Raw genomic sequence first — 12,312 nt, forward strand, 5'->3', positions numbered from 1 at the left:
ATACCCCGGGATCCCGTGGGACCCCCAGAACCCCCTCGGTGCGGAAAGCCCCCCGACTCCCCGACCTCCTCCATCTCCCGGAAGCTACACGCTCGTTCGGCGTTGCGCTTCCCCTACTGGTGAGAAGTGACCCGCAATGCCGGATCTCCCGGCGGGCGGCGCACATGCCGACGGCCCCGCACCCTGTCCGGGTGCGGGGCCGTCGCGCGGCCGCGGTGAGCGGCCCAGGCGTCACTTCGCCGCGAAGACCACGGCCTCGTACTCCTTCTCGTCCGCCGAGTACGGCTTGGAGATCAGTTCCTTGCCCATGGCCAGCCTGCCGTTGGTGTAGAGCAGTTCGGACTGGGTGGGGGTCATGCTGCTGATGACGCTGGTCACGGTCTCCGTCGCCGGAGTGACCAGGAGCGTCTTCTGCTTCAGCGTCTTCGGGTCGATCGTGACGATCTCGGCACCCTTGTCGTAGGGGCCGTCCTTGTACGCCAGGATGTTCCCGCCGTCCATGCGGACCGGGAAGAGCGTGTACTCACCGCCGTCGACGCGGTCGCCGGTGAGCCGGCCGTTCGCCAGGGAGTACGAGACGATCTCGTTGGTCTGGCCGGACGTGCCGCCGCCGTCGTGCTCGCGGGTCGGCATGTAGACGCGGTCGTTGCCGACCGTGATGCCACGGCAGCCGTGCATCTCGCCGACCTCGCAGTCGAAGTCGTACCGGTCCTTCTCCAGCGAGACCTTGGCGCGCAGCTGGCCGGTGTCGTCGAGGGAGAACAGGTCCGACATCTCGACCTCCTCACCGGTGGCGATCACGAAGGTGACCGGCTTGGTGGAGACGATGGAGATGACGTTCACGTCGGCCGGGATCTTGTAGGTCCACTTCGGCTTGCCCGTGGCCGGGTCGAGGAGCTGCACCTGGTGCTTCTCGTCGCCGTAGTCACCGCACTTGCGCACGGCGACCAGCTGCTCGCCGCCGCGGTAGCCGACGTCCTCGCAGGAACCGGTCTGCGGCTGCCACAGGATCTTGCCCGACTTGATGTCGAAGGCCGCGCCGCCGTCGTAGCCGCCGCCGACCGCCAGCGTGGAGCCGGTGATCGACAGTTCCTTGAACGGGATGTCACGCCCGCCGCTGCCGACGCTCTTCGTCCACAGCTTCTTGCCCGTGTCGACGTTGAAGACCGTGATCTTGGTGCACGGCTGGTACTCGTAGTCCTTGGGCTTGCGCGGGGCCGCCTCGCTGATGACCGCGCTCAGGCCGTCCTGGGTGACCTCGGGCGCGCCGCCGCACGTCTGGCCGGACAGCGGGAGCGTCCAGGACTTCTTGCCGGTGTCCGCGGCGTAGCCGTTGATCTCGCCCACGCCCGCCTTGGCGTACGTCGTGTCCGTGAGCCAGGAGCCCTTGGTGCTGAACACCTCGTCCTTGGGCACCTCGTGCTGGGGCAGCTGGAAGAGGACCTGGGAGCTGGTGTTCCCCGGGACCTTCTCCTTGCTCTCGCCGCCGGTGGTGGTGCCACCGGAGCCGCCCTTGTCCCCGCCGCCGTCCTTGCCACCGGTGCCGCCGGTCGTGCCCGCGGTGCTGGTGTCGGTCTTGTCGTCACCGGACGACGCCGAGTACCAGACGCCGCCGCCGATGATCAGGGCGACCGCGACGACAGCGCCGATGATGATCATCATCTGGGAGCTGATCTTCTTGCCGGCGCCGCCGCCCGCCGCCTGCATGGGCGTGGTGACCGGCGGCGGGTAGGCGCCGTACTGCGGCGGCTGCTGGCCCGGGTAGCCGTAGCCCTGCGGGGGCGTCGGCGGCTGGCCGTGGGGGGCCTGCGGGTAGCCGTAGTTGGGGGCCGGGGGCTGCGGGTGGCCGTAGCCCCCGGGCTGGCCCTGCGGCGGCGTCGGCGGCTGTGCCGGGGGCGGCGTCTGGGGCGCCTGCGGGTAGCCGTAGCCGGGCTGCTGCGCGGGCGGAGGCGGCGGCGTGGGCGCGCCGAAGCCTCCGGGCGGCGGGTCCTGCGGGGCTCCGAACCCTCCGGGCGGCGGGTCCTGCGGCTTGCCGAAGCCCACCGGCGGCGGGCCCTGCGGCGGCTCGTTGGGCGGCTGGGGCGGCTGCGTCATGACGTCTGTACCTCGGGTGACGGGGAGAAGGAGCGGGCGGCGGTGCGGTGGGCGGTCACTGGGCTGCGGCGGTCACTTGCCGTAGGCCAGCATCAGTTTCTCCTCGCCCTTGGCGGTGCCGGACAGGCGCGTCGTGGAGATGTAGAAGCGCCCGTCGACGTAGTCGATCGCCTTGGAGTAGAAGCCGTTCTCGATCTGCGCGGTTCCCGCCGGGTTCTGCAGCAGGGTCTTCGGCGTGTGCGAGCCCGCCGTCGCGATCGACACGACCCGGCCTCCGGCGTCGTACGAGGCGTTGACGTAGGCGATCACCGCGCCGCTCTCGGTCTTCAGCGGCAGCATGTTCTGCGCCACCGGCGACTTCACGCGCCAGCGCTCCTTGCCGGTCTCCAGGCTGATCGCGACGACCTCGTTGGCGGTGCCGCTGGTGGCCTTGGTCGGCAGGTACAGGGTGTTGGTGTCCGCCGCGACGCCCGTGCAGCCCTGGAGGTCACGGTCGAGGATCGCCCAGCCGCACTCGGGGGCGAAGTCCTCGTCGACCGAGACCTCGGAACGCACCGCGCTGCTGCCGTTCTTCAGCGTGGTGATGTTCCACTGCTTCTTGTCCTCGTTGGTGAGGTAGAGGACGACCGGCGAGAGCGAGTAGGCGCGGGCGACCTTCCAGCCCTTGGGGAACGGCTTGGTCCACTTCGCCTTGCCCGTCGCCGGGTCCAGCTCCTGGACCTCGTCGTGCTCCTTGTCCGTGGAAGCACCGCAGGAGGAGACGGCAAGGAGGCGCTCGCCGCCGGCGAACGCGCCGGGGAAACAGGCCGCGCCGTACTTCTTCTTCTCGAAGAGCTGCTTGCCGTCGCTGACGCTCAGGCCGAGGCCGGACATCTGGCGGCCGACCATCAACGTGCTGCCCGCGTACGTGAGTTCGACGCCGGTACCGGTGCCGTCGAAGAGGTCCCCCTCGGGGATCTTCTTCTCCCAGTCCTTCTTGCCGGTCTTCAGGTCGATCTGCTGGACCTGGTTGCACTTGGCCCGGTCGGTGACACCGCTCATGTACGCGAGGGCGACCTTGTCGTCGTCCGACTTCTGCACGCTGGCACCGCAGATCTTCTGCGGCAGCTTGATCGTCGGCCAACTCGGCTTGCCGTCCGCAATGTTGTACGCGACGAGCTCGTTGTAGACCGCCTTCGCGGCGAGCGTGTCGGTGACCCACATGCCGGGCGCGTCCGCGCCGTCGCCGGGGGCCTTGGGCGCCGTCTTGTACCAGAGGACCTTCGACTCACCGGCCTGGCGGCCCGCGTTGAGGTCCTCCTTGCCGTCGCGTCCGTCACCGGAGCCGTCACCCGGGTCGACCGGCGCGGTGCCGGTGGGCTTGGGGTCCTGGCTCTTGTCGGCGACGGGATCCTTCTTCTTGTCGTCACCGCCGCCCACGACCGCCCACACCACGCCGCCGGCGATCACGACGACGGCCACCGCGGCGGCCACGATGATCCCCGTCCGGCCCTTGAAGGGGTTCTTGCCGCCGCCCGGGGCCGCGGGGCCACCGGGGAACGGGGGCTGCTGCTGCGGGTAGCCGTACTGGGGCTGCTGTCCGTAGGGGCCGGGCTGCTGCGCGCCGTACGGGCCGGGCTGCTGCGGAGGCTGACCGTAGGGTCCCGGCTGCTGCTGCGGCTGGCCGTAGGGACCCGGCTGCTGCGGCTGACCGTAGGGGCCGCCCTGCGGGGGCCGGCCGTACGGGCCCGACTGCTGCGGGTAGCCGTATCCGGGCTGCGGGGCCGGCGGCGTCTGCGGCGGCTGGGCCGGAGGCTGCTGCGGCTGAGCCGGCGGCGTCTGCGGTGGCGGCTGCTGCGGGTCCTGTGGTGCTCCGAAGCCGCCTTGCGGCGGCTGATTGGGCGGCTGAGTCATCAGCGCTCCCCCCGTCTTCACTGATGTGTCTGCTCGCCTGGTCGATTTCAGGACGTTCTCTGGTCGTTCTCAGGCAATTCCCAGAGTGCCCTTTCTATCACCCAGTGCAGTGGCACATCGGGCCGGTCGCTCCCCTGTTCCCAAGGGAGCACCGGCCCGTGATGGGTCTGTTACGGGAGCTTCACGCGTCCTCCGCGAGTTCGAGCCAGCGCATCTCCAACTCCTCGCGCTCGCCGATCAGTTCGCGCAGCTCGCTGTCCAGCTCGGCCACCTTCGCGAAGTCCGTCGCGTTGTCGGCGATCTGCGCGTGCAGCTTGGTCTCCTTCTCGGAGATCTTGTCCATCTGCCGCTCGATCTTCTGGAGTTCCTTCTTCGCGGCGCGGGCGTCCGCGGCGGACACCGTCTTGTGCGGCGTGCCCGCGGCGGGGGCCGGGGCGGCGGCCGTCATCGAGGCGGCGACGGCCTCCTCCATGCGACGGCGGCGCTCCAGGTACTCGTCGATGCCACGCGGCAGCATCCGCAACGTGGCGTCGCCGAGCAGCGCGAACACCCGGTCCGTGGTGCGCTCGATGAAGAACCGGTCGTGGGAGATCACGACCATGGAGCCGGGCCAGCCGTCGAGGAGGTCCTCCAGCTGCGTGAGGGTCTCGATGTCGAGGTCGTTCGTCGGCTCGTCGAGGAAGAGGACGTTCGGCTCGTCCATGAGGAGGCGCAGAAGCTGGAGGCGACGGCGTTCACCGCCGGACAGGTCACCGACGGGCGTCCACTGCTTCTCCTTGTTGAAGCCGAACGTCTCGCAGAGCTGGCCCGCGGTCATCTCGCGGCCCTTGCCGAGGTCGACGCGGTCACGGACCTGCTGCACGGCCTGGAGGACGCGCAGGTCGGGGTTGAGCTCGGCGACCTCCTGGGAGAGGTAGGCGAGCTTCACGGTCTTGCCGACGGCGACGCGGCCCGCCGCGGGCTGCTCCTCGCCGTCGGTGCGGGCGGCCTGCGCCATGGCGCGCAGCAGGGAGGTCTTGCCCGCGCCGTTCACACCGACGAGGCCGATGCGGTCGCCGGGGCCGAGCTGCCAGGTCAGGTGCTTGAGGAGCACCTTGGGCCCGGCCTGCACGGTGACGTCCTCGAGGTCGAAGACCGTCTTGCCGAGCCGGGAGCTGGCGAACTTCATCAGCTCGCTCTTGTCGCGCGGCTCCGGCACGTCGGCGATGAGCTCGTTGGCGGCCTCGATGCGGTAGCGGGGCTTGGAGGTGCGGGCCGGGGCGCCGCGGCGCAGCCAGGCGAGCTCCTTGCGCATCAGGTTCTGCCGCTTGGCCTCCTCGGTCGCCGCGATGCGCTCGCGCTCGGCGCGCGCGAAGACGTAGTCGCTGTAGCCGCCCTCGTACTCGAAGACGTCGCCCTTCTGCACGTCCCACATGCGGGTGCAGACCTGGTCGAGGAACCAGCGGTCGTGGGTCACGCAGACGAGGGCGGAGCGGCGGGCCTGGAGGTGGCTCGCCAGCCAGGAGATGCCCTCGACGTCGAGGTGGTTGGTGGGCTCGTCGAGGACGATCAGGTCGGGCTCGCCGATGAGGAGCTTCGCGAGGGCGATGCGGCGGCGCTCGCCGCCGGACAACGGCGCGATGACCGTGTCGAGGCCCTGCGGGAAGCCGGGCAGGTCGAGTCCGCCGAACAGCCCGGTGAGCACGTCACGGATCTTGGCGTTGCCCGCCCACTCGTGGTCGGCGAGGTCGCCGATGACCTCGTGCCGGACGGTCGCCTCGGGGTCGAGGGAGTCGTGCTGCGTGAGGACGCCGAGGCGCAGGCCGCCGCTGTGGGTGACGCGGCCGGTGTCGGCGTCCTCCAGCTTGGCGAGCATCCGGATGAGGGTGGTCTTGCCGTCGCCGTTGCGCCCGACGACACCGATCCTGTCCCCCTCGGACACGCCGAGCGATACGCCGTCGAGCAGGGCACGGGTGCCGTACACCTTGCTGACTGCCTCGACATTGACCAGGTTGACTGCCATTTCGCTCCTGACAAGGGGATGGATCAGTCTTCCAGCGTAGTCGCCGCGAGGGGTTCGACCGTCTGCGCCTTCGCCGCGACGGCGGATACGGGCGGGGAGCCGGGGAGGGATCGCGCGACGGCCGCGTTCCAGGGCCTTCGTGGGGCGCGCCGTCGAGCGGCACGGCCGCGGGGACGCGCCCCCGCCCGACCGAGCACGGCGGCGACCTCGCGCGGCCGCGCCACCCTGCCCTGCCAGCCGCCACCGGCGGGCGGGGGCAGGAGGTGGCCGCGGGTGGCGAGCGCGGAGTGCAGCCCGACGAGGGCGATCGCGCCGAGCGGTACGAGGACCTGCCCGCGGCCGATACGGCGTCTGCGGCGCCGGGATCGGGCGCTCGTGGTGTCGGTGGTCATGGGGGCCACGGTGCCGCGGGTCCCGCGGTGGCCGACAGCGCGGACGTACTCAGTCACCCGTGAGTACGTCCGGCCGTGTCAGCGCTGGACGACCGTGGCGCCCGGGGCCGGGGACGTCGTGACCCGGACGGAGCGGCAGGTGCCGGACGCCGTGAGGGCGGCGGCGACCGCCCGCGCCGACCTCTCGTCCGCGCAGAGGAACGCCGTGGTCGGGCCCGAGCCGGAGACCAGGCCCGCGAGGGCGCCCGCCGCCGTGCCCGCGTCGAGCGTGCCCTTCAGCGCGGGGAACAGGGAGAGCGCGGCAGGCTGGAGGTCGTTCGTGAGCGTCGCGGCCAGCGCGCTCGCGTCACCGCGGCACAGCGCGTAGAGCAGGGCGGGCGAGGCCTCCGGCTCGGGGATCGCGCGCCCCTGCGCGAGGCGGTCGAACTCGCCGTACACGGCGGGCGTCGACAGCCCTCCGTCGGCGGCGGCGAACACCCACGAGAACTCGCCGCCCACGTCCAGGAGCTGAAGCTTCTCGCCGCGGCCGGTGCCGAGCGCCGCCCCGCCGACCAGGCTGAACGGCACATCGCTGCCCAACTCGGCGCAGATGTCGAGGAGTTCGTCGCGGGTGGCGCCGGTTCCCCACAGCGCGTCGCAGGCCACGAGGGCGCCGGCGGCGTCCGCCGAGCCACCCGCCATGCCGCCGGCGACGGGGATGTCCTTGTCGATGTGGAGGTGGACACGGGGCTCGATCCCGTACCGCTCGCCCAGCGCGATCGCGGCGCGGGCCGCGAGGTTGGTGCGGTCCAGGGGGACCTGGTCCGCGCCGGGGCCCTCGCAGGTGAGGGTCAGCTCGTCGGCGGCCGTCGCCGTGACCTCGTCGTGGAGGCCGACGGCGAGGAAGACGTTGGCGAGGTCGTGGAATCCGTCGGGGCGGGCGGCGCCCACCGCGAGCTGGACGTTGACCTTGGCGGGGACCCGTACCGTCACGCTCACTGCTTGTTCTCCGCGATCCGTGCGAACTCCTCGACCGTGATGGCCTCGCCGCGTGCCTGCGGGGAGACACCGGCCGCGACCAGGGCGGCCTCGGCGGCGGCGGCCGATCCCGCCCAGCCGGACAGGGCGGCGCGCAGCGTCTTGCGGCGCTGGGCGAAGGCCGCGTCGACCACGGCGAAGACCTCGCGCTTGGAGGCGGTCGTCGCCACCGGCTCGGTGCGCCGGACCAGAGCCACGAGACCGCTGTCGACGTTCGGCGCGGGCCAGAAGACGTTCCGGCCGATGGAGCCGGCGCGCTTCACGTCCGCGTACCAGTTGGCCTTGACCGACGGGACGCCGTAGACCTTCGAGCCGGGGGCGGCCGCGAGGCGGTCGGCGACCTCGGCCTGCACCATGACGAGCGTGCGTTCGATGGTGGGGAACGTGTCGAGCATGTGGAGCAGGACCGGCACGGCGACGTTGTAGGGCAGGTTCGCGACGAGCGCCGTGGGCGCGGGGCCCGGCAGTTCGCGTACGTGCATCGCGTCGGAGTGGACGAGCGCGAAGGCGTCCTTCTTCTGCGGGAGGCGGGCCTCGATCGTCGCGGGCAGCGCGGCGGCGAGCACGTCGTCGATCTCGACGGCGGTGACATGGGCCGCCGCCTCCAGGAGCGCCAGGGTCAGCGAGCCGAGGCCGGGGCCGACCTCGACGACGTTGTCCTCGGGGGTGACCTGCGCGGTGCGGACGATGCGGCGGACCGTGTTGGCGTCGATGACGAAGTTCTGGCCGCGCTGTTTCGTGGGCCGCACGCCCAGGGCTGCCGCCAGTTCGCGGATGTCGGCGGGGCCAAGCAGGGGGCCCTGGGGGTCAGTGGTGCTCACGGTCTCAGGGTACGGGGCGCCGCGGCCGAGTCCCGTACCGGACCGCGGGCCCCCGCACCGCCCCGGCTAGCCGTGCAGGCGGCCACCGCAGTGCGGCCACGGGCTCGTGCCGCGCCGCACGTACAGCTTCTTCGCCCGGTACGTCTGCTCGGAGGCGGACGCGTCCTGGGGCCGGCCTCCGCCGCCCAGGCTGCGCCAGGTCTGGACGTCGAACTGGTAGAGGCCGCCGTAGGTGCCGGTGGCGTCGGTCGCGCCGGGCCGCCCGCCGGACTCGCACCGGGCGAGTGCGCTCCAGTGCAGGCCGTCGGCGCCGGCGACGGAGGACGGCGGGGGCTTGATGCCGACCTTCACGAGCCGGCTGCGGGGCTCGCGCACGACCTCGTCGCTCAGGCGACGCGGCTTCTGCCTGACGCCGTTGACGGTGCGCAGGGCGTAGGTGACGCGCCGGGCACCCGGGCGGCCCGCCCGTTCGACGACCTCGGTGCCGCGGAACAGGGTGGGGTCCTGGGTGCGCTCCACCTTGTACGCGATGACTTCCTCGCGCACCTCCCTGCTGCCCTTGATGCGCATGACGGTGATCGTCTGTCCGTCGCGCGGGAAGCTGTCCTGCGGCACGGACGTGGTGTCCTGGCCGTGCAGCGAGACGCCCGCCTCGTCGACGACGTCCCGGACGGTGGGGGCGTTGGTGCGGATGGTGCGCTCGCGGCCGTCGGCCATGACCGTGACGCTGCGTTCGGTGCGGATGTCGAGAGCGAGGCCGTCGTGGGCGATGCGGCGCGAGCGGGACGTGGAGACGTAGGCGCCCTCGGCACGGACGCCGAGCTGGTGCAGGGCGCCGTCGACGGTGCCCGCGGTGGTCCACACGCTGCGGCGCTCGCCGTCGAGGGTGAGGTGGACGAGCCTGCCGTAGCGCACGGCGACCTCGTCGCCGCTGGACAGGGCGGTCCCGGGGGCGGGCGCGACGACATCGTGCGGGCCGACGTCGACGCCCTCGTCGGCGAGCAGCTCGCTGACGTCGTCCGCGAAGGTGTGCACGGTGCGCGGCCTGCCGTCGACGCTGAGCTGGATCGCCTTGTCGGCGGCGACGAAGGCGGTGGTGCCCCCGGCGAGGAACGCGACGACGAGGGCCTGCGGCAGCAGGCGTCTGAGCGCATCGGGCCGTTCGGGCCGTTTCCTGCGCCGGGCCGCCCTGCGGGCCTCGGCGCGCCCCGCGGTCCGCGGGGCGGGGTCCTCGGCCGGTGCGGACGGCCGTGGCAGCAGCGCTTCGGGCACGGGCCAGGCGGGCTGGGTCTCCATCGACTCGTAGCCGGGGAGGTAGGTGTCCGCGTGCGGGTGCGGGCCGGGCGGTGGTTCGTGTGGCTCGAGCGCGACGAGCGTTTCCTGCGGCTCATACGTCCCGTACGGCGAATTGCTCACGACGACGCTCCTGGGTCCGGATCGGCGAGGAGAACCTAGCGGAGCGATCGTCACTCTCCAAAGCAGCACGGCTACGCTGTGTCGCGGCCCGTTCCCGGCTTTCCTTTCCCGGCGTCACCCCGGGGGCGCCGCCGGTCAGTAACCGAAGGCGCGGGCCGTGTTGACGGAGACGGCCGCCGCGAGGGTGTCCTCGTCGAGGCCCTTGACCGCGGCCATCGCGCGCAGCGTGACCGGAATGAGGTAAGGGGCGTTAGGCCGTCCGCGGTAGGGCGCGGGGGTCAGGAAGGGCGCGTCGGTCTCGACCAGGACGAGCTCGCGCGGGGCGGCCGCGAGTGCGTCGCGCAGGGGCTGCGCGTTCTTGAACGTGACGTTCCCGGCGAACGACATGAAGTAGCCGTTCTCGGCGCAGATCCGGGCCATTTCGGCATCTCCGGAGTAGCAGTGGAAGACGGTGCGCTCGGGGGCGCCCTCCTCCTTGAGGATGCGCAGCACGTCGTCGTGGGCGTCACGATCGTGAATCACGAGCGCCTTTCCGTGCCGCTTGGCGATCTCGATGTGGGCACGGAAGGAGTGCTCCTGCGCGGCGATGCCTTCAGGTCCCGTACGGAAGTGGTCGAGTCCGGTCTCGCCGACGCCCTTCACGTGCGGGAGGGCCGCGAGCCGGTCGATCTCCGCGAGCGCCTCGTCGAGGGCCGCGTCACCGCCGGCCGGGCGCTCGCCCTGGCGCGACCAGCCGTCGGGGTCACCCAGGACGATGCGGGGCGCTTCGTTCGGGTGCAGCGCGACGGTGGCGTGCACGCTCGGGTGGGCGGCCGCGGTGTCGGCGGCCCAGCGGGAACCGTTCACGTCGCAACCGACCTGGACGACGGTCGTCACACCCACCGACGCGGCCTTGGCGAGGCCCTCCTCCACCGTGCCCGACTGCATGTCGAGGTGGGTGTGCGAGTCGGCGACCGGCACCGCGAGGGGCGCGGGCAGCGGCGGCGGGGTGACGTCCTTCGAACGGTCAGAACTCATGCCCCGATCCTACGAAGCCGGGGTCGGTGGGGTCGTCGGGGTCCGCTCGCGGGTTCGGTGGGTGATCAGCCGGCGATCAGTCGGTCTTGCGGTTCTGGAAGGGATGCAGCAGGTCGGAGAAGTGCCAGTGGTGTTCCTTCGCGGGGTGCTCGTCGCCCTCGCCCTCGTCCGCCGGCATGATCCCCTCGCGTTGCATCACGCCGCGGATCGACGAGACCCTCCCCGCCCTCATGATCCGTACGACATGGCCGCCGCAGTTGAGGCACGTGGGCCGGGTCAGCGGCGACGGGACACGCTCGCCGCCCGCCACGTACATCACGAATTCCGCGCCGTCGCCGTCGATGTGGTGCTCGATCTCGAAACTCTGTTCCCAGCCATGACCGCACCGCATGCAGGCGAAGGCGTACGACTCGTGGGCGATGGCTGTGGCCGCGCTCCGGTTCGGTATCTGGGGTGCTGCAGCATCGGCCGGGGTCGGTACGGCGCCTGCGAACTCACTCATGCCTGCTCCTCTTGTCCTCTGGACAAGGCACTTCGGGGCGGGGCATTACATCCGCCCTGAAGCGTGGGACGGGTGCGTCCCTTCAACCAGTGGACGCTTCTCCCGGCGCGATCGCATCAGGCCTGTCGACTATTGGATCCGATTTGGCCTTTCCTTATCGGAAGCGGCCCGATGCGCGGCCTGCGCTTTGCCTTTCACGATAGTCCTTTGCCCTCCGATGGGGCGCCCCGAGCGGCATTCTTTGCCGCGACCACCGCATCGAAGACCTCACGCTTGGGTAGCCCGGCCTCGGCGGCCACGGCGGCGATGGCTTCCTTTCGCCGCTCCCCCGCCTCCTCGCGCACCTGCACCCTGCGTACCAGCTCGGAGGCGTCGAGTGACTCCGCTCCCTTTTCCGGGGCGCCCTCCACGACGACGGTGATTTCGCCGCGTACGCCTTCCGCGGCCCATTTCGCGAGTTCCCCGAGCGGGCCCCGCTTCACTTCCTCGTACGTCTTGGTGAGCTCGCGGCACACGGCCGCTCGGCGTTCGGCGCCGAATGCCTCCGCCATCGCGGCGAGAGTGTCGTCGAGGCGGTGCGGGGCCTCGAAATAGACGAGGGTGCGGCGTTCCTCCGCCACCTCCCGCAGCCGTCCCATGCGCTCGCCGGCCTTGCGGGGCAGGAAGCCCTCGAAGCAGAAACGGTCGACGGGCAGCCCGGACAGCGCGAGCGCGGTCAGCACGGCGGACGGCCCCGGCACGGCGGTGACCTTGATGTCCCGCTCGACGGCCGCCGCGACGAGCCGGTAGCCGGGGTCGGACACGGACGGCATCCCCGCGTCGGTCACGAGCAGCACCCGGGCCCCGCCCGCGAGCGCCTCGACCAGCTCGGGCGTGCGGGCGGACTCGTTCCCCTCGAAGTACGACACGACGCGCCCGCCCGGGGTCACCCCGAGCGCCTGCGTCAGGCGCCGCAGCCTGCGGGTGTCCTCGGCGGCGATGACGTCGGCGTCGGCCAGCTCCTTGCTGAGCCGGGGCGGCGCGTCCGACACGTCTCCGATGGGCGTGCCCGCGAGCACGAGCGTTCCGGGGGAATCTGGGCTTGATGTCACGGATCCATCCTCGCAGGGGCGGGGCGGGCCGACACGTCCCGCCCCGGGGCCGGCCGACTCGGCGGGG

The 12,312-nt window shown here is 71.8% G+C and carries 10 protein-coding genes; all 10 read right to left on the reverse strand.

Annotation, left to right across the window (positions count from 1 at the left end):
• Positions 1-231: 231 nt before the first annotated feature.
• The 10 genes from ACFC96_RS06775 to rsmI all read right to left on the reverse strand — a co-directional run bounded on the left by ACFC96_RS06775 (position 232) and on the right by rsmI (position 12,245).
• The gene (locus ACFC96_RS06775) at positions 232-2,094 is read right to left on the reverse strand and encodes a PQQ-binding-like beta-propeller repeat protein (RefSeq protein ID WP_376610655.1); all 1,863 of its coding nucleotides are present in this window, start codon (positions 2,092-2,094) and stop codon (positions 232-234) included.
• 72 nt (positions 2,095-2,166) lie between these two features.
• Positions 2,167-3,987 (reverse strand): PQQ-binding-like beta-propeller repeat protein, encoded by a 1,821-nt coding sequence (locus tag ACFC96_RS06780; protein WP_376610657.1) that lies wholly within the window; start codon positions 3,985-3,987, stop codon positions 2,167-2,169.
• 181 nt (positions 3,988-4,168) lie between these two features.
• On the reverse strand, positions 4,169-5,989 hold the full coding sequence (locus tag ACFC96_RS06785) for an ABC-F family ATP-binding cassette domain-containing protein (RefSeq protein WP_376262225.1): 1,821 nt from the start codon (positions 5,987-5,989) through the stop codon (positions 4,169-4,171).
• A 23-nt stretch (positions 5,990-6,012) separates the two neighbouring features.
• The gene (locus tag ACFC96_RS06790; protein WP_376610659.1) at positions 6,013-6,381 is read right to left on the reverse strand and encodes a hypothetical protein; all 369 of its coding nucleotides are present in this window, start codon (positions 6,379-6,381) and stop codon (positions 6,013-6,015) included.
• Between the two features lie 78 nt (positions 6,382-6,459).
• A complete protein-coding gene (locus tag ACFC96_RS06795; protein WP_376610660.1) occupies positions 6,460-7,359 on the reverse strand; it encodes a 4-(cytidine 5'-diphospho)-2-C-methyl-D-erythritol kinase in 900 nt (299 codons plus the stop codon).
• Positions 7,356-8,219, reverse strand: a complete 864-nt coding sequence (gene rsmA / locus ACFC96_RS06800) for a 16S rRNA (adenine(1518)-N(6)/adenine(1519)-N(6))-dimethyltransferase RsmA (protein WP_376262217.1) — start codon at positions 8,217-8,219, stop codon at positions 7,356-7,358. Before rsmA ends, ACFC96_RS06795 begins: the two co-directional genes overlap by 4 nt.
• A 66-nt stretch (positions 8,220-8,285) precedes the next feature.
• Positions 8,286-9,635 carry a ubiquitin-like domain-containing protein gene (locus ACFC96_RS06805; RefSeq protein ID WP_376262214.1) on the reverse strand — a complete coding sequence of 450 codons (1,350 nt, stop codon included), beginning with the start codon at positions 9,633-9,635 and terminating at the stop codon, positions 8,286-8,288.
• A 135-nt stretch (positions 9,636-9,770) separates the two neighbouring features.
• The gene (locus ACFC96_RS06810) at positions 9,771-10,652 is read right to left on the reverse strand and encodes a TatD family hydrolase (RefSeq protein WP_376262211.1); all 882 of its coding nucleotides are present in this window, start codon (positions 10,650-10,652) and stop codon (positions 9,771-9,773) included.
• Positions 10,653-10,728: 76 nt separating this feature from the next.
• On the reverse strand, positions 10,729-11,154 hold the full coding sequence (locus ACFC96_RS06815; RefSeq protein ID WP_376262208.1) for a hypothetical protein: 426 nt from the start codon (positions 11,152-11,154) through the stop codon (positions 10,729-10,731).
• A gap of 194 nt (positions 11,155-11,348) precedes the next feature.
• The gene (gene rsmI, locus ACFC96_RS06820; RefSeq protein WP_376262205.1) at positions 11,349-12,245 is read right to left on the reverse strand and encodes a 16S rRNA (cytidine(1402)-2'-O)-methyltransferase; all 897 of its coding nucleotides are present in this window, start codon (positions 12,243-12,245) and stop codon (positions 11,349-11,351) included.
• Between the last annotated feature and the right edge of the window lie 67 nt (positions 12,246-12,312).

The organism is Streptomyces sp. NPDC055955 (assembly GCF_042270245.1).
Classification (GTDB): domain Bacteria; phylum Actinomycetota; class Actinomycetes; order Streptomycetales; family Streptomycetaceae; genus Streptomyces.

Coding starts and splice junctions, on each gene's coding strand:
- ACFC96_RS06775 (WP_376610655.1), bottom strand. CDS start 2,094: ATGACGCAGCCGCCCCAGCCGCCCAACGAGCCGCCGCAGGGCCCGCCG.
- ACFC96_RS06780 (WP_376610657.1), bottom strand. CDS start 3,987: ATGACTCAGCCGCCCAATCAGCCGCCGCAAGGCGGCTTCGGAGCACCA.
- ACFC96_RS06785 (WP_376262225.1), bottom strand. CDS start 5,989: ATGGCAGTCAACCTGGTCAATGTCGAGGCAGTCAGCAAGGTGTACGGC.
- ACFC96_RS06790 (WP_376610659.1), bottom strand. CDS start 6,381: ATGACCACCGACACCACGAGCGCCCGATCCCGGCGCCGCAGACGCCGT.
- ACFC96_RS06810 (WP_376262211.1), bottom strand. CDS start 10,652: ATGAGTTCTGACCGTTCGAAGGACGTCACCCCGCCGCCGCTGCCCGCG.
- ACFC96_RS06815 (WP_376262208.1), bottom strand. CDS start 11,154: ATGAGTGAGTTCGCAGGCGCCGTACCGACCCCGGCCGATGCTGCAGCA.